We start from the raw sequence: 16,642 nt of genomic DNA, 5'->3' as shown, positions 1-16,642 counted from the left end.
TTCGCTTGTCCAGGACGACCAGACCCTGCGTCACCTAACCGTCGGTTGCGGCGCCACAAATTTACCGCCGCTTATCCTTTGCCATTTACCGTGCTCACGCGTCAGGAAGCGGGCTGCTTCGGGCTGCGCCTGGTTTTTCCGCGAATGGAATGGGGTGGGGGAATGCCCGTCAAGTCGAAGCCGACCACATCGAAGCTGCTCACCTTGCGTTTTCGCGCAAAAATCATCCTCGGCTTCGTGGCGGTGCTCGCCATCCTCGCCGTCAGCATGGCTTTCGCGTATTTCGGCTTCGAGCGGATTCAGGCCGCCGTGGCCTCCTACCGCACTAGCGTCGCCGAAGCGGACCTTGCGCGGACGGTCGATCGCGAGCTGATCGCTTACCAGGGGCTGGCGCGGGCCTACACGCTGACCGGCGCGGCCGATGATGAGACCGCTGCCAAAGCAGCCGAAGAGAATTTGAGGGCCGCGATCGCCAAGTCGGCGGCGGCCACCACGGGCGCGGCGCGCCGCGAGCAGGTCGGCAAGCTCGAGGCCGACTTCAAGAGCTTTACCAAGGTGTTCGGCGAGATCATCGGTTTGACGCGCGAGAACGGCAAGATCGCGACCGATGAGCTCAACAGCGTCGGCAACAAGATCCGGTTCAAGTTCGACGACCTCGCCGATACCGCGGCACTGGCGGGCCTGAATTCGGTTCAGAGCACGGCCAAGGACATCACATCGCAATATCTGGCGGTCTCCACCTCGGTCAGCGCCTTCGTCGCCAAGCCGGAGCCGAAGACCGCCGACGGCGTGATCGCCCGCATCAAATTCCTGGAGACCTTGCTGGTCTCGATCTATGCCAACGACCAGAAGATCACCGACCGCGTCACCGAGATCAGCAATCTCCTCAAGCAGTACCGCAGCTCCTTCTCAAAGCTGACCGAGAACGTGAAGGTCATCGTCAAGCTGAACGGCGAGATGACCAAGACGGCCGCGTCCATTCTCAAGCTCTCGGGTGAGCTGCGGTCGGAGCTGACGGCGGATCAGCAGCGCATCGAAGTGAGCGCCAATGCCACCATTGGCGACACCGAGCGGACGATGCTGATGATGGCGCTCGGCGGCCTCGCCATTGGTGCCGCGTTGGCCTGGATGCTGGGCAATGGCATTTCGCGTCCGATGATTGCGATGTGCAAGGCGATGCGCGAGCTTGCCTCGGGCAATTTCGACGTCGTGCTGCCGGGTCTGGGCCGCAAGGACGAGATCGGTGAGATGGCCGGCGCGGTAGAAGAATTCAAGGTCCAGGCCGTGGCCAAGGCCGAGCGCGATGCCGCCGCCAACGAACTCCAGAACAGGGAGCAGGCCGCAAGCCGTCGTTCCGAGCTGATCCGTTTCGCCGACGATTTCGAGAGCGCGGTCGGCGCCATCGTCTCCAACGTCTCGGCCTCCGCCGTGCAGCTGGAATCGGCGGCCTCGACGCTGACCCGCACCGCCGAGACCACGCAGAGCCTGTCGAGTCAGGTCGCCGACGTCTCCGAACAGGCCTCCAGCAACATGCAGTCGGTCGCGACCGCGACCGAAGAGCTCTCGGCCTCTGTCGAGGAGATCGGCCGTCAGGTTCGCGATTCCAGCCGCATTGCCGAAGCTGCCGTGGTGCAGGCAAAGGAGACCGATAATCGCATTGGCAAGCTCTCGCATGCCGCCCAGCAGATCGGCGAAGTCGTCAAGCTGATCACGGCGATCGCCGAGCAGACCAATCTTCTCGCTCTGAATGCGACCATCGAGGCTGCACGCGCCGGTGAAGCCGGCCGCGGCTTTGCAGTGGTCGCCAGCGAAGTGAAGTCGCTCGCGAGCCAGACCGCGAAGGCCACCGACGAGATCTCCTCGCACATCACGGGCATGCAAGGCGCCACCGCCGAGTCGGTTGCGGCGATCAAGGAGATCGGCGCGACCATCGGCCAGATCTCGTCGATCTCGACATCGATTGCGAGCGCAGTGGAGCAGCAAGGCGCGGCGACGCAGGAAATCGCGCGCAGCGTTCAGACCGTCGCGCAGGGCACTCAGACCGCCGCCACCGACATCGGTCAGGTCAACCGCGGCGCCGCCGAAACCGGCTCGGCCTCGGAAGAGGTGCTGCACTCGGCCAAGACGCTGTCATCCGAAAGCACCCGCCTGCGCGCCGAGCTCGACCGCTTCATGGGGAATATCCGGGCAGCGTAGGGCATTCCCGCCAATGTCGTCCTGGCGAAAGCCAGGACCCATTGCCCCAAGGCGGAGTTGTCGGGCGAAGTGCTAACTCCGAGTCATCGCCAAACTGCTTCCTGGGGTAATGGGTCCTTGATCAGCGCTCCGCTCCGCTTCGCTTGTGCAGGACGACCTAGCACTCACTCACTCCCTCCCGAACGCCCGCTTCAGCTCCACTTTTGCCCGCTCCAGCCGCGTGCGCTGCGTCTGCGGCAGCGTCTTGCCGGCGCGGTTGATGTAGAACGTCAGCATCGATAGCGCCGAGCGGTAGGCGCCGGTTTTGCGGCGCACGCTGTGCTCGGCCGAGCGCTTCAGCGACGTCGCGATCTTCTTCGCGCTGGTCAGCTTGAACACGCCTTGTTTCAGATCGAGCGCGTCGCTCTCCTTCGTCACGCGCTGTGACCAGCGCTTCGGTGCGGCGCGTTTGGTGCTCTTGCGCGCCGCTGTTTTGCGAGAATGTGTCGTCTTTCTGGCATGAGCCATGCGTCAACTCCTTGCGGCTCCACCGAAAACCGGCGGCGCGAACGGTCGTTCCACGGGGAACCTGCCTTCGCCGCAGACGTTGTCGCAGGTGGCAGGCGGAATGCCGCACCCCCTTGATCGGATCGCCCCCGTCCACGCCATGTGAACCGGGGCCACGTCCATTGGTCAGATACAACAACGCGATGGAATTGCAGCGAAGCCCAGCGCCGAACGATGGACCTGTGGTCTCCAAGGCGGTCGCGAAGGCGGCCGCGGCCGATCGCATCATCGAAACCAGCATTCCCGCACGACTTGACGCGCTGCCGTGGAGCGGCTTTCACACCCGCGTCGTGCTCGCGCTCGGCATCACCTGGATTCTGGATGGCCTCGAAGTGACCTTGGCCGGCGCGCTCTCCGGCGCGCTGAAGCAGAGTCCCACCCTGCATTTCTCCAATCTCGATCTCGGCATAGCCAATTCCGCCTATCTCGCGGGCGCGGTGCTCGGCGCGCTCGGTTTCGGCTGGCTGACCGATCGCATCGGCCGCAAGAAGCTGTTCTTCATCACGCTGGCGCTCTATCTCTCGGCGACGGCCGCGACCGCTCTGTCATGGGATGTCGCGAGCTACGCGCTGTTTCGCTTTCTCACGGGTGCCGGCATCGGCGGCGAATATACCGCAATCAATTCGACCATCCAGGAACTGGTGCCGGCACGCTATCGCGGCTGGACCGATCTCGTCATCAACGGCAGCTTCTGGATCGGTGCCGCGATGGGCGCGGTGGCGGCTATCGTGCTGCTCGATCCCGCGGTGATCGGCCCCGATCTCGGCTGGCGTCTCGCTTATCTCATCGGCGCGGCCATCGGCCTCGTCGTGCTCTTGATGCGGATGTGGATTCCGGAGAGTCCGCGCTGGCTGATGATCCACGGCCGTCCCGACCAGGCCCACGCCATTGTCGACGAGATCGAACGCTCGGTGATCGGACACGACCAGGATACGAGCGAGGCGCGCTTCGCCAAGATTCGCCTGAAAATGCGGAGTCACACGCCGATCCGCGAGGTCATGCACACGCTGTTCTCGGTCTATCGCCAGCGGGCGATGGTCGGCCTGGTGCTGATGATCGCACAGGCTTTCTTCTACAACGCTATCTTCTTCACCTTTGCGCTGGTGTTGACCGATTTTTACGGGATCAGCGCCGATCACGTCGGCTGGTATCTGCTCCCCTTCGCCGCCGGCAATTTCCTCGGTCCGCTGCTGCTCGGCCGCCTGTTCGATACGCTCGGCCGCCGTACCATGATCATGTTCACCTATGGGACGTCGGGCCTGTTGCTGGCGCTGTCGGGTTACCTGTTCTCGATCGGCGCCTTGAGCGCGCAGGGGCAGACCATCGCCTGGATGGTCATCTTCTTCTTCGCCTCGCCCGCCGCGAGCGCCGCCTATCTCACCGTCAGCGAGACTTTTCCCTTGGAAGTCCGCGCGCTCGCGATCGCCGTGTTCTATGCGGTCGGCACCGGCATCGGCGGCGTGATCGGCCCCGCGTTGTTCGGTGCGCTGATCGACACGGGATCACGCACGAGCGTGTTCGCAGGCTATCTGCTGGGGGCATTCCTGATGATCGCGGCCGCGATCGTGGCGTGGCGCTATGCCGTCTCGGCGGAACGGAGATCGCTCGAAGAAATCGCGCGGCCGCTTGCTTCCATGGAGTAGACTATGAAATCGGAACTGGCTGAATTGGATCAAAAGCGCACCATGGTCGACGATGAAGCGCCCGATGCGGTGCCGGTGCCTCACGCACTCGTGCCGCATCTCAATGAAACAGCGATCCTGCTCGACATCGACGGGACGCTGCTCGACCTGATGCCGACGCCGCGTGAGGTGTGGGTGCCGCCAGGCCTGTCGGAAACACTGAACCGGTTGACGGAGCGCACCTCGGGCGCGCTGGCGATGGTCAGCGGCCGTTCGCTCAACGACATCGACCTGATCTTCGCGCCCGATGTCTTTCGCGCCGTCGCCGGCCACGGCGCGGAAATGCGGCTTTCCATTGACAATGAAGCCGATGCCATCGGTGCGCCGCCGCTGGACAAGGAGCTGAAGCGGCGGCTCGCGGCGGTTGCCAAGCTCAGTCCCGGCATTCTGCTCGAAGACAAGGGCTATTCGCTGGCGCTGCACTACCGCCTTGCGCCGCATGCGGAGAAGGCGATCTATGAAGCCGTTTCGCTGATCCGCGCCGACCTGCCCAATGCGCCGATCGAGGTGCTGCCCGGCAAGTTCGTTTGCGAGATCAAGCATTCCGGTTTCACCAAGGCGACCGGCGTTCGCGAGTTGATGAAGCACGAGCCTTTTAGGGGACGCCGTCCGATCTTCATCGGCGACGACGTCACCGACGAAACCGTGTTCGCGATCATGCCCGACATGGACGGGCTCGCCTTCTCGGTCGGTCGCCGCGCCAGGGGTGTCAACGGGCACTTCGACGCGCCGAACGATGTGCGCGCGTTCCTTGCGCGGCTGCTCGACGATTCACGGTTGGAATAAGGCGCCGACATCTCGAAGCCACATTATCGCGCGCGCAACTCCCCAGCGCGCTGGCTTCGTGCTGCGCGCCCACGGCTCCGAAACTGAGTTTGTGCAGCAAAAACGTCAGGTTCCCTGGAGGTAAACCGGTTCCAACGCGCACGCCCGATTTTGGTTTCAATTGGTGCAAAGGATGATCAGGAACCATATTGATGAACGGCAGTTAAATGGGGTGGAATGAAACAGGAGGGGACGACCTGTGAACTTAGTCGTCGTTTCGAATCGCGTCGCGCGCGGCAAACCCAACGAGCCCATGACGGGCGGTCTCGCGGCGGCCTTGTTACCTGTCGTAGAACATTCGGGCGCGATCTGGGTAGGTTCCTCGGGCCGTGTGCGTGACGGTCATCAAAAGGAGCCGTTCGCCGAGATCGAAGCACTGGGTTCGGGCGCGATCGCGACGCTGGATCTGCCGGCGGCGCACTATGGCGGCTATTACGAAGGCTTCGCCAATTCGGCGCTGTGGCCGGCGCTGCACTCACGCAGCGATCTGATCCGCGTCTCGCGCGACGACTATGTCAGCTATCGCGAGGTCAACGCCTTCATGGCGCGCGCCTTGATGCGTTTCCGGAAAGCACAAACCGCGTTCTGGGTGCAGGATTATCATTTCCTCGCGCTCGGCGCGGAGCTGCGCGAGCTCGGCGTCGACGATCCGATCGGCTTCTTCCTTCATACGCCATGGCCGGTCGCCGCGGTGATGCAGGGCGTGCCCAATCATCGCGAGCTGATCACGGCGATGCTGGCCTACGATCTGATCGGCTTCCAGACCCATGACGATTGCCAGAATTTTCTCGGCTATGTCGCGAGCGAACTTGGCCTCGCCGTCGAAGACGGCGTTGCGATCTCGCAGCATGGCCGAACGCGCTGCGAGGTGTTTCCGATCGGCATCGACGCCGAGAAGTTCGCGCAATACGCGGCGAAATCGGCGTCGCATCCGGACGTGTCGCGGCTGCGCCGCAGCCTCAACGGTGAGCGGCTCGCGATCGGCGTCGACCGGCTCGACTATTCCAAGGGCCTCGTCAACCGCATCAGCGCGTTCGACCGGCTCTGGACCGATCATCCGCAGTTTGCGCGCAGCATTTCGCTGTTGCAGATCGCAAATCCCTCGCGCGGTGCCATCGAAGCCTATGGCAACCTCCAGAACGAAGTCGCGCGGCTCGTGTCCGACGTCAACGGCCGCCACGGCGAGGCCGACTGGACACCGATCCGCTATCTCAACAAGGGCTTCAGCCAGGCCGTGCTCGCGGGTCTCTACCGCACCGCGCAGATCGGCGTGGTGACCCCGCTGCATGACGGCATGAACCTTGTCGCCAAGGAATACGTCGCCGCGCAAAACCCGGCCGATCCCGGCGTGCTCGTGCTGTCGAAATTCGCCGGCGCGGCCAACGAACTCGACGCCGCGCTGCTGGTCAATCCGCACGATATCGACGGCATGGCGCGTGCGATCGCGGTCGCGGCCGCTATGCCGCTCACCGAGCGCAAGATGCGCTGGGATGCGATGATGAAGAAGCTGCGCGGCCACACCATCCAGCAATGGTCTGCGGATTTCGTCGCTGAGCTGGAGAAGTGCCGGACCGAGAAGGCCGCGGTCGCGCCGCTCGCCAATCAGCCGCCGCAAGCGCTGCGCTGGCTCAAGTCGGCGATATCGGGCGTGCGGTTGATTTAGTCTACTTCTCCCCGTTTTTTCGGGGAGGGCAGGGGCGAACACGAGAGCCTCAATAGCAATACGAGACGCCTTCCAAAATCGCGCACTGCCGCTTGTTCGGCGCGTTCGGATCGTCGAGCGGCACCATGCCCTTGCCTTGGCCGACGAACACGCCTGGCCCGACATGCACCGAGCTCTTGTTGCCGATGATGACGCTTTGATGCGGCGTCGAGCTCGAACGCGTGCCGTCCGGCCAGAGGATGGAGTCTCCCGAAAGCATCCCGCGCCGTCCGTCGTCGCAGCTGACGTCGAGCCCTTGCCGGGTGCAGACCTGTGCGGCGGCCGGCACGGCGAAGACGGCGGCAAGGGGCGAAATCAGGCTCAGCGCGGCGATGGTGTTGCGGATGGTCATGGTGCCCCCGGACTTGTTTGACGGTCTTGAGTGAATCGTCGCGCCGAACCCGCCACCGGTTCAGTTGGCGGGCGGTTCCGAGCGGTGGCGCCGCGCCTGATATTGTCTATAAAATACAACATCTTACGGAAAAATCACCCGATTTCCCCGCGATCCCTTGCAAAATCATCGGCGCCCCTTCAAGAGAGTGCGCTCCGGAGAGATGGCCGAGTGGCTTAAGGCGCACGCTTGGAAAGCGTGTGTGCGGGAAACCGTACCGTGGGTTCGAATCCCACTCTCTCCGCCAGTCAATCCAATTATGTAATTGATTTCATTGAATAAAAGCTTTTCTGATTTTTTGCTTCCCCACCTGATCCCCCACCGCAAGCCTTTCTGCAGAAGCAACGGCTGGTTTTTTTTTGCTCAGGTACCCCCAGGCATTTGGGGCCCCACTGCCCCGATCTGCGAGCGGCAAAAGGGGAGTTACCGCCTCATGCGCCGCCATCATTACGGCGCCGCCCGCTGTCCTGACGGGAAAATCCCCTGCCACTCTGTAGCTGCTACGGGCAGGGAAGTTACGCACTGCATAAAAGACGATTTATGTTTTTTGGACCAGATTCGAGAGAAGTCCTAGTGCTGCAGCTGTTTCTTGCGAAAAACAAATACCAAAAAAATCCGCGGTAAATCCATTTTTCATTCGCCGGCTGAACGGCCCACTAAGGGCGGTGATCGCGTTGCTTACTCCTCGGGCGCCGGCAACGGCGATAATCCAAGTTCCTTCAGAAAAGCGTTATGCTTCGCCGTTGACGCCCGAATCTGCTTCTCGATGTCGACCAACTCTCTATGCGTGGCCGACAGATCAATGGCGACATCATGCTCCGCCGTGGTGACATAACGCGAGATGTTCAGGTTGAAGTCGTTGGCCTCAATCTCCTCCATCTCGACGCGTCTGGCGTACCGCTCGACGCTGTGCGGACGCTGCTGATAGGTCTCGACGATCCTTTCGATGTGCTCATCAGACAGATAGTTTAGTCGTTTGCCCTTTTCGAAGTGCTCGGATGCGTTGATGAACAGGACGTCATCGGGCTTCTTGCACTTCTTCAGGACGAGGATGCAGACCGGAATGCCAGTCGAGTAGAACAGGTTGGCCGGCAGGCCGATGACGGTGTCGATGTGCCCGTCGCTAAGCAGCTTGCGGCGAATCTTCGCCTCAGCACCGCTTCGGAATAGCACTCCGTGCGGCAGGATGATCGCCATGACTCCATCATCCTTGAGGTAGTGAAACCCGTGCAGCAGGAACGCGAAGTCCGCCGCCGACTTCGGGGCTAACCCGTAGTTCTTGAAGCGCCCGTCCTCGTTCAAAGCTTCGTTCGGATCCCAGCGATAGCTGAACGGCGGGTTGGCGACCACGGCGTCGAAGTGAGGCTTCTTCGCCGGGTTCGTCTCACGGAGCATGTCCCAGTCGTTGGTCAGCGTGTCGCCGTGGTAAATATCGAACTCCGAATCCTTCACCCCGTGCAGCAGCATGTTCATACGCGCGAGGTTGTACGTGGTAATGTTTTTCTCCTGCCCGAAGATCTTGCCGATGCCATGCGGCCCCATGCGCTTTCGCACGTTGAGCAGCAGGGAGCCCGAGCCGCAAGCGAAGTCCATTACGCTGGCCAAGTGCTTCCGCTTGCCCGTCTTCGGCTCCTGGCTGTCGAGCGTGACGATTGCGGAGAGAATGTCCGATATCCGCTGCGGAGTGTAGAACTCACCGGCCTTCTTGCCCGAGCCCGCGGCGAACTGGCCAATCAGATACTCATAAGCGTCACCTAGGGCGTCGCTTTCGGTCGAGAACTCTGCGAGGCCCTCGGCTAACTTGGTGATAATTGTGCAGAGCTTTGCGTTCCGGTCTGCGTAGACCTTCCCTAGCTTGTCGGATCCGAGATTGATCTCCGAGAAAAGGCCCGAGAATGTGCTCTGAAATGAATCGTTCTCGATGTACTTGAAGCCGGCTTGCAGCGTGTTCAGCAGCTCGCCGTCCTGGGTGCGGGCCATGTGAGCGATGCTGGCCCAGAGGTGCTCTGGACGGATGACGTAGTGCGCCTTAAGGCGCATCTGCTTCTCAAATGCTGGCACGTCGTCCGGGTACTGCTCATACCAGACAGACAGAGATGACCGCCCCCCGTTTCCAATGGTGTTTGGGTCGGGGTAGTCGCGTCCGAGCTCCTTTTTCGCGGCTTGTTGGTAATTGTCCGAGAGGTACCGGAGAAACAGGAAGGCGAGCATGTAGTCGCGAAAGTCATCCGCGTTCATCGCCCCACGGAGCTGATCGGCAATGCCCCATAGCGTTTTGCCGAGTTGCTTCTGGTCGTTCTCTGTCATGCTGTTTCCGTATCTGCGGCAGGTTCAGGCAAGAGCTCACGATTGAACGGGTGGTGCTCCACGAAGCCGGTCAGGATTGTGAGGAAATATTCTTTGGTGTCGTCGCCCATCTCCGTCGGCTCGTACATCGAGTATTTACCGTGACTGAGAAGATCGACGAAGCGTTGGTGCAAGATACCGTCCGCATCGTCTGCCGCCTTCTTGATGCACTCAGAGAAATGGCGATGGCCCAGGAACAGCGCGGTCTTCTCCAAGATCGTTCGCAAGATGTTGAAATGGTAAGTCTTGGCCTGGCCGCTCTGCGCCACCAGCCAAAGGTCTGCCAATGCGGCTACATGGTAGAACTGCGGTGTATCGCCGCCCTGCTTAGCAAGTAGGTAGCCCTCAGTTCGGCGGTCTCGCTTCAGGATGTACTGCAACGGCCTCCCTACGTGACTTTGCAGTTCATAATGCAGCACATTGAAGAACAGCGCGTGATGCGTTGACATCACCGTCTTTATCGGACGTTGCGCCTCGCGATAGAGCTGTACAAGGTGGTTGCCCACGACGATCGCGTTGTGTTCATCGAGTGAAGAAATAGGGTCGTCGATGTATACGTTGTCCACCCACTTGTATGCTTCCGCTCCGTCAAGTGCGAGCTGAAGGATTGCGAGGAAAAAGCACCAGATGAAAATGTTCTCCTCGCCGCGCGATATTTTGATGCCATCGACCTCGTGCGCTCGTGCGTTTTCACCCTCGCCGCTCAGAACTTCGCGAGAGAAAGTCACTTCCGCGCCAGCGATGTTACCGTTCCGGTCATCAAAGTCGAAGCTAATCTTGAAGTCGAAGTCAGCATAGCGGTTCAGCAGCGGACGTATGCGGTTTTCGATCTCCAGCTCATTTAGCCCAACGAAGAAAGTGGAAGCAGCGTTGAGCTTCAGAGTGCGATGCTCGTCGTTCTCTAGGTCGTTGTCCCACGAGAACAGATCCTCAGTGAAGGCGTTGAAGTACAGCGTGTCGCGGCTTTGAACCGCGCCGCTTTCGTCGGTAACTTTTCCGAGATCCTTGAAGGCCGTGGAAAGTCGTGTTTTGCCGGTCCCGTTGAAGGCATACAAGAGCACGAACGGACTCTTGTCCGGCGACTTCTGGGCCTTGTCGTCAAGCAGCGACCGAAGATGCCGGGCGAGTTTGGGGAGATCGGCGTAGGCTGTCTCGCTCATCGCGTCTCCTCGTTTAGGGTCGGGAAGAGTTGCTGCAGCAGGCCCTGCTTATGCTGCTTCAGGCGTTCGAGCTTCTGTACCTGCAAGGCCAGCCGGGCGTCGAGCCAGGATAGGCAGGCGGCGATGTGCTGCTGCTCGGCGAACGACGGAAAGGGGAAAACGAGCTTGAGCCACCAGTCGAGCTTGAAGAGCATCTTTTCAATGACGATGCCGACGCTCGACTGAAGAAACGAATCGCTCACACATGGTTGCTGCGTGAAGTAGTTGAAGAACTTGATGTCGCATCCATCATTCGCAGTCAATACAGAGTACTCATTCGAGACGATTGACCCGGCAAGTTCGGCGGGAACGAGGCCGCACGCGTTGTGTACGATCTGCCGCTTTGAGATCAGAAAGTCATTTGCTTCTATAAGGAATTGCGACTTAACACTGATTGCCTTGCCCTTCAGGATCTTGCGAGCAACCACGCCGCCATAGCGACGTTTCACCGTCACGAGCGCGTATTCCGTCTCGTCATCCATCACGATTGGACGTTCCGTATTGCAAACTAGCGTGCCCACGGGCTTCGACTCCCACGCTTTGTTCACGAACTCCGGGAATCGAAGTCGGGGCGCAGTCTCGCCCGGTTGCGGGAAGAGTTGCTGCATCAACCCTTGCCTGTGCTGCCGCAGATCTTCAAGCTTCCGGTCCTCCGCCGCGATCAGGTCGTCCAGCGCACCAAGGCATTCGGCAATCTTCTGCTGCTCGGCCTTCGTCGGTGGAAGTGGGATCGGAACAGCCGAAATGCGGTTCGCCGATATACCGTAGACCTTCGCGCCCTGAGCTTCGTTCTTAATCCCGGCGCGAACGGCCGCGGACTGGAATACTTGGCCTCCAAAGCCAATGACCGGAACGTGGCCCCGCCGACTCGCGAGGATGGTGTGCGTTCCAGCAACGACGCGTTCTCCGCCTAGCGAAACTATTTCGATCGCTTTTCCGACGTCACCGAGATCTTCAGATGCGTCAGCAAGTACGATGTCGCCTTCCTCACAGAATGCGTTCTCAGAGAAATCGTTCGGGCCGGTATCCGGATTGATGTATGGGACGAGCTCGTTCTCTACGCGAAACATCGGCTTGAATTTAGTGTGGATGTCACCGTAGTGGATGTTCTTGATCGTCCCGGCTTCGTAGTTGAGCCCGTCTCTCGACAGACTGTTGGTGCGTTTGAACTCATAGAGCTCAGCGAGAGGTGGGGCCAACCAGACCGGATCGTTTCGAAACTCGGGAAACCGCAGCTTCGGCAAATAATGCGATGGCTTACTGGCTGTCATCGTGCGCCTGCATGCTCGTAGGCATTAAGGCCCGAGATGTCTCGGCCGTGAGCCCGCTTGTTCAAGAGCGGGACGAGGTCGGCCATGAGGGCGAGTTCCCGTTCGCGGCGTTCACGCCAGCCGAGGCCAAGCGGCTCCATCAAGTCGGTGAGCTGCTCGCCATCGAAGATCATGCGCTGAAGGATCGCGTCAACGAAGGCTGCGAGGGAGTCGGTCGTCAGCCTATGGGCCCGGGCAAGGTGCGCGATCTCGTTAGCCTGCTTTCCGGCCTTGAACTGCGCGTAGCCGGTGCGGATGGCGGTCTCGTCGAGGCCTTCACCCTGCTTAAGTGATCGGACGTATTCGGTGATCTCCTCCCGCTCGTCGAGGAATTTGGCGTCGGACTGGATCAGCCCGATGAGCTGCTCGCGACTGATCGTGAGCTTCTTCGGGTCCTGACCAGAGTACTTTGCGATCAGCTTCATGATGTAGTCGTAGTCGATGACAGCGGAGGCGAAGAGGACAAATTCGAAGTCGAGCTGGTCGATCTCGGGACTGCCCTTCTCGCTGTCCTGGGCGGGGGCGCGCTGCTGCTCTTTGAGACGCTGTGCGGTTTCGAGGTAGACGCCGCGGAAAGCGCGAAGGTCGTCCCTGGGGAGGGCTTGCTCGATCTGCTCCCGCTGCTCGTCGGTGAGGTCGGTGTACTGGTCGAGCTGAGTCTGAAGGCGCTGGACTTCCTTGAAGCGCTTTATGAACTGGGCACGGGCGTCGTCGCCCATGAGGTTGTTCACCCGATCGGGCGTGGCTGCGAGGCCCTGCGACTGCATAAACTCGCCGAGGTCCGCAACGGCTTGCTTGAAGTTTCCGATGACGACCGGAGGCTTGTCGACCAGCCAGATCTCGCGAGCCCGGTCAGCGTGCGCACCGGAGAAGAGAGCGATGGCAGCGTCGACGCTGTCCTGCTGGTTGCGGAAGTCGAGGATGTGACCGTAGGGCTTGGTCGCGTTGAGAACGCGGTTGGTGCGAGAGAAGGCCTGGATCAGGCCGTGGTGCTTGAGGTTCTTGTCAACGTAGAGCGTATTAAGGAACTTAGCATCGAAGCCGGTGAGGAGCATGTCGACGACAATGGTGATGTCGATCTTTTCCTTGCCCTTGCGGGGCAAGTCGCGGTTGGGGAATTGCTGGTCCTTGATGCGTTGCTGGACGTCCTGGTAGTAGAGGTCGAAGTTATTGATGTCGTGATTGGTGCTGTACCGCTGGTTGTAGTCGGCGATGATGGCCTTAAGGGCGGTCTTCTTGCCTTCTGGGTCGTGCTGGTTGTCCTGCTGCTCCTGGGGGAGGTCCTCCTGGATCTGCTGGACATCCTTGTTGCCCTGCGCAGGCGGCGAGAAGACGGCTGCGATCTTCAGCGGGGCGAACTCTGGGTCGGCGGCCTGGAGTTCGGTCTGGAGCTTCTGGAAGAGTTCGTAGTACTCAATGGCGTCGTTGATGGAGGCGGTGGCCAGCAGTGCATTGAAGCGTCGCCCTCCAGTCGCGGCCTCGTGCTTGTCGAGGATGGCCTGGGCTATCGCCTGCTTAGTAAGAGTCTGGCCGGGCTTAAGGGCGAAGGCGTCCTTGGGCTTGTAGTAATCGACGTGGAAGCGCAGGACGTTCCGATCCTCGATCGCGTGAGTGATGGTGTAGGCGTGCAGCTCTTTTTGGAAAAGGTCTTTCGTGGTTCGAAGGGTAGCGACGTCTCCCTCGATCTGCCTGACGGTCGCGTTGTCCTCGAAGATCGGAGTCCCAGTGAAGCCAAAGAGCTGGGAATTTGGGAAGAACTCCTTGATGGCCTGATGGGTCTCGCCGAATTGCGACCTGTGGCACTCGTCGAAGATGAACACCATCCGCTTGTCTTTGAGCTGTTCGAGTCGCTGCTTGAACGTTGACCGTCCCTGAACGATGTTCTGCTTGTTATGCTTGCTGTTCTCGTCGAGGGCGAGCCCGAGCTTCTGGATAGTCGTGACGATGACTTTGTCAGCGTAGTCGTCGGACTGGAGACGACGGACGAGCGCCGCCGTGTTGGTATTTTCCTCGACGCAGTTCTCTTGGAATCTGTTGAACTCCTCGCGGGTCTGGCGGTCAAGGTCCTTACGGTCGACGACGAAGAGACACTTGTGGATGCTCTCGTTGCTTTTGAGTAGCGTCGAGGCTTTGAAGGAGGTGAGCGTCTTTCCCGAGCCGGTCGTGTGCCAGATATATCCGTTGCCGCAGTTCTGATCTATGCAGTCTACGATGGCCTTGACCGCGTAGATCTGGTACGGGCGCATCATCAGTAGCTTCTGCTCGCTCGCGATGAGGACCATGTACTTGCTGATCATCTGACCAAGCGTGCACTTGGCCAAGAAAAGATCGGCAAAGTCGTCGAGGTGGGTGACCTTCTTGTTGTCCTCGGTCGCGAACTGATAGATCGGCAGGAACCGCTCGTCTGCGTCGAAGGCGAAGTGCCGTGCGTTATTGTTAGCGAAGTACCATGTGTCGGTGCGGTTGCTGACGATGAAGAGCTGGATAAAGCAGAGAAGGGTCTTCGTGTATCCGTTACCGGGGTCATTCTTATAGTCGACGATCTGCTCCATCGCGCGCCGGGGGCTGATTCCAAGCGTCTTTAGCTCGATCTGAACGATGGGGACGCCGTTGATCAGGAGCATGACGTCGTAGCGGTGATGGCTATTGTCCGTATTTATACGAAGCTGATTAACGACCTCGAAGTCGTTCTTGCACCAATCCTTGATGTTGACGAGCGTGTAGTTGAGCGGCGTGCCATCGTCACGGACAAATGCTTCCCGATTGCGCAGGGACCGGGCAGCTTCGTAGACGTCCGGAGTGACGATTTCGTCCAGCAGTCTCTGGAACTCGCCATCCGTGAGTGTGACGCGATTCAGGGCTTCGAACTTCACTCTGAAGTTTGCTTCGAGCGCGGCTCGATCGCGGATCTTAGAAGCCTCATACTTGAGGTCGCGGAGCTTCGTGACAAGCGCCTCTTCTAGTTGGCGTTCTGGTGCATTCATTGCCATTCATCTCATATTCTCGGAAGGTCTTGCATCGTCGCAGTTCAAGTCCCGACACAATCCGCGTTGTTAAGTCCACCCGTCGATGAAGCTGCAAACCCGTTGTAGGCTTGCAGCTTCGAGTTCTCCGATCAGTACGAAGCTCCTGTCGTTCAGGCCATTCATCGAGGGGCCGAACAGCCCGGAAATCTCGCCATTACGGTGCCGCGCCAAGTAAAATCTATCGTGAAAGCGCGTGCCGGTCGTCGTTCTGAAATACGTGAACTTGATGTTGTAACCTCGTCGCTCGCCGTGCTGCTTCACACTCCGGCGCCAAATCTTACCAGATTCTGTCTTCTTGCCCTTCGCAAAGGGCGGCTGATAGATCGTCAGCGTACCTGGCGCAGGAATCTGAAGCACGTCCAGATAAGTTAGAAAATTATTGATCCCTCCGACCGTGTCCTCTTCACCCTTGTCCGCATAAATGAACGGATCCGTGACAAGCAAGTCTTTGGCGGGGCCTTTGCTCCCATGTACCTTGCGGGCGGCATCCAAAAACGCATTGGCTTTGGCTTTCCAGCCGCCCGCGACAGTCATTAACTCAAGGACGAGTTCTCCACTGATTCCGGCGGCATCGAGGTTCGATGAAACCAAGTCCCGATGAGAACGGTTCAGTCGAAGAGGGCAGTCAGACTGTGGGCAGGTCCCTTCACGTACGGTCACAAGGGGGCGTGGATCATCTGTCTCAAGCCAACGTCTTATTTCGCTTCTAAACTCCTGGGGGTCCCAAAATTCCTGCTGGCGCGTTTCCAAGAAGCGATGATCGTGATCGAACAGCTCTGGTGCGAAACGTCGGATGTTTTCTCTATCCTCAGGCCGAGGGGGAAGGCCCATGCGGAAACGCCAAAACCAATCTTCCGAGTTCGACACGAAGGCAGCTCCAATTCCTGCGATTTCTGTTTCTATTCTTAATTGTCGCCCAGGCACCATACTCCTTTAGCCGAGCCATTGGCCAACGCGCCCGCATCACTGAAAATCCTCAAAATTCCATTCGCGTAGTCGGCCGAGGCTGAGAGCCTGCACGACCCGCGGGGTGCGGACTGTGTTGATCCCTGAGTATTCTGGGTTGGAGCTGTACTAGATCCCCAAGGAGGGCTGGTCCTCAGACCTCCATAGAGAAGTGTACCATAGAGGATAGCCTACCAAGGACGGTAGGCCTCTTCTTCTCACCTTTTCTTCCTGGTTTTGCGCCAACCATACTGAACGGGATCTCTTGGCCGGCCTGAGAATCGACTCAGGCCGTCCATGTGCTGAAGCGGCACTATCAGCCTTCTGAAAAGCTTGCCGCATACAACATTTCAAGGCGGTCCATTAGCACGGGGATCCAGTGGTGGGATAGTGACACTTCCGAAACGCAACCCTGACAAGATCCCTTTTGCCGGATGACGACTTGGCCGTCGCCTGTGCGATAAACAGCAACCG

The 16,642-nt window shown here is 59.7% G+C and carries 11 protein-coding genes and 1 tRNA gene; 5 read left to right on the top strand and 7 right to left on the bottom strand.

The genetic code is table 11. The annotated features are described in order from the left end of the window. Positions 1 to 162 precede the first annotated feature (162 nt). On the top strand, positions 163 to 2,196 hold the full coding sequence (locus tag AC0L3P_RS16100; RefSeq protein ID WP_473302802.1) for a methyl-accepting chemotaxis protein: 2,034 nt from the start codon (positions 163 to 165) through the stop codon (positions 2,194 to 2,196). 168 nt (positions 2,197 to 2,364) lie between these two features. Here AC0L3P_RS16100 and AC0L3P_RS16095 read toward each other — a convergent pair whose 3' ends face one another. Next, positions 2,365 to 2,703, bottom strand: a complete 339-nt coding sequence (locus AC0L3P_RS16095) for a DUF3175 domain-containing protein (RefSeq protein ID WP_473302797.1) — start codon at positions 2,701 to 2,703, stop codon at positions 2,365 to 2,367. Between the two features lie 182 nt (positions 2,704 to 2,885). On the opposite strand from AC0L3P_RS16095, the gene AC0L3P_RS16090 reads away from it, so the two are divergent. The 3 genes from AC0L3P_RS16090 to AC0L3P_RS16080 all read left to right on the top strand — a co-directional run bounded on the left by AC0L3P_RS16090 (position 2,886) and on the right by AC0L3P_RS16080 (position 6,912). Continuing rightward, entirely contained in the window at positions 2,886 to 4,385 is a 1,500-nt protein-coding gene (locus AC0L3P_RS16090) for an MFS transporter (protein WP_473302795.1), read from the top strand. Positions 4,386 to 4,388: 3 nt separating this feature from the next. Next, the gene (otsB, locus tag AC0L3P_RS16085) at positions 4,389 to 5,210 is read left to right on the top strand and encodes a trehalose-phosphatase (protein ID WP_473302793.1); all 822 of its coding nucleotides are present in this window, start codon (positions 4,389 to 4,391) and stop codon (positions 5,208 to 5,210) included. A 238-nt stretch (positions 5,211 to 5,448) separates the two neighbouring features. Then, positions 5,449 to 6,912: a trehalose-6-phosphate synthase gene (locus AC0L3P_RS16080; RefSeq protein WP_473302790.1), complete on the top strand. Its 1,464-nt coding sequence runs from the start codon at positions 5,449 to 5,451 to the stop codon at positions 6,910 to 6,912. Positions 6,913 to 6,961: 49 nt separating this feature from the next. Here the strand turns inward: AC0L3P_RS16080 and AC0L3P_RS16075 are convergent, their stop codons facing one another. Beyond that, positions 6,962 to 7,303 carry a hypothetical protein gene (locus tag AC0L3P_RS16075; protein ID WP_473302787.1) on the bottom strand — a complete coding sequence of 114 codons (342 nt, stop codon included), beginning with the start codon at positions 7,301 to 7,303 and terminating at the stop codon, positions 6,962 to 6,964. Positions 7,304 to 7,499: 196 nt separating this feature from the next. On the opposite strand from AC0L3P_RS16075, the gene AC0L3P_RS16070 reads away from it, so the two are divergent. After that, a tRNA-Ser gene (locus AC0L3P_RS16070) sits at positions 7,500 to 7,589 on the top strand. Positions 7,590 to 8,020: 431 nt separating this feature from the next. Here the strand turns inward: AC0L3P_RS16070 and AC0L3P_RS16065 are convergent. The 5 genes from AC0L3P_RS16065 to AC0L3P_RS16045 all read right to left on the bottom strand — a co-directional run bounded on the left by AC0L3P_RS16065 (position 8,021) and on the right by AC0L3P_RS16045 (position 16,090). Then, positions 8,021 to 9,649: a type I restriction-modification system subunit M gene (locus AC0L3P_RS16065; protein ID WP_473302785.1), complete on the bottom strand. Its 1,629-nt coding sequence runs from the start codon at positions 9,647 to 9,649 to the stop codon at positions 8,021 to 8,023. Next, positions 9,646 to 10,848, bottom strand: coding sequence for an AAA family ATPase (locus AC0L3P_RS16060; RefSeq protein WP_473302782.1), 1,203 nt, complete (start codon positions 10,846 to 10,848; stop codon positions 9,646 to 9,648). Before AC0L3P_RS16060 ends, AC0L3P_RS16065 begins: the two co-directional genes overlap by 4 nt. Beyond that, on the bottom strand, positions 10,845 to 12,158 hold the full coding sequence (locus AC0L3P_RS16055; RefSeq protein WP_473302779.1) for a restriction endonuclease subunit S: 1,314 nt from the start codon (positions 12,156 to 12,158) through the stop codon (positions 10,845 to 10,847). Before AC0L3P_RS16055 ends, AC0L3P_RS16060 begins: the two co-directional genes overlap by 4 nt. Beyond that, positions 12,155 to 15,181, bottom strand: coding sequence for a type I restriction endonuclease subunit R (locus AC0L3P_RS16050; RefSeq protein WP_473302777.1), 3,027 nt, complete (start codon positions 15,179 to 15,181; stop codon positions 12,155 to 12,157). The genes AC0L3P_RS16055 and AC0L3P_RS16050 overlap by 4 nt, the downstream gene beginning before the upstream one ends. Before the next feature lie 69 nt (positions 15,182 to 15,250). Beyond that, on the bottom strand, positions 15,251 to 16,090 hold the full coding sequence (locus tag AC0L3P_RS16045; RefSeq protein ID WP_473302775.1) for a hypothetical protein: 840 nt from the start codon (positions 16,088 to 16,090) through the stop codon (positions 15,251 to 15,253). Positions 16,091 to 16,642 lie beyond the last annotated feature (552 nt).

It is taken from the genome of Bradyrhizobium sp. WSM4874 (genome assembly GCF_055811835.1).
Note: the sequence above shows the minus strand (reverse complement) of the source record. Positions and strands in the feature narration are given on the sequence as shown.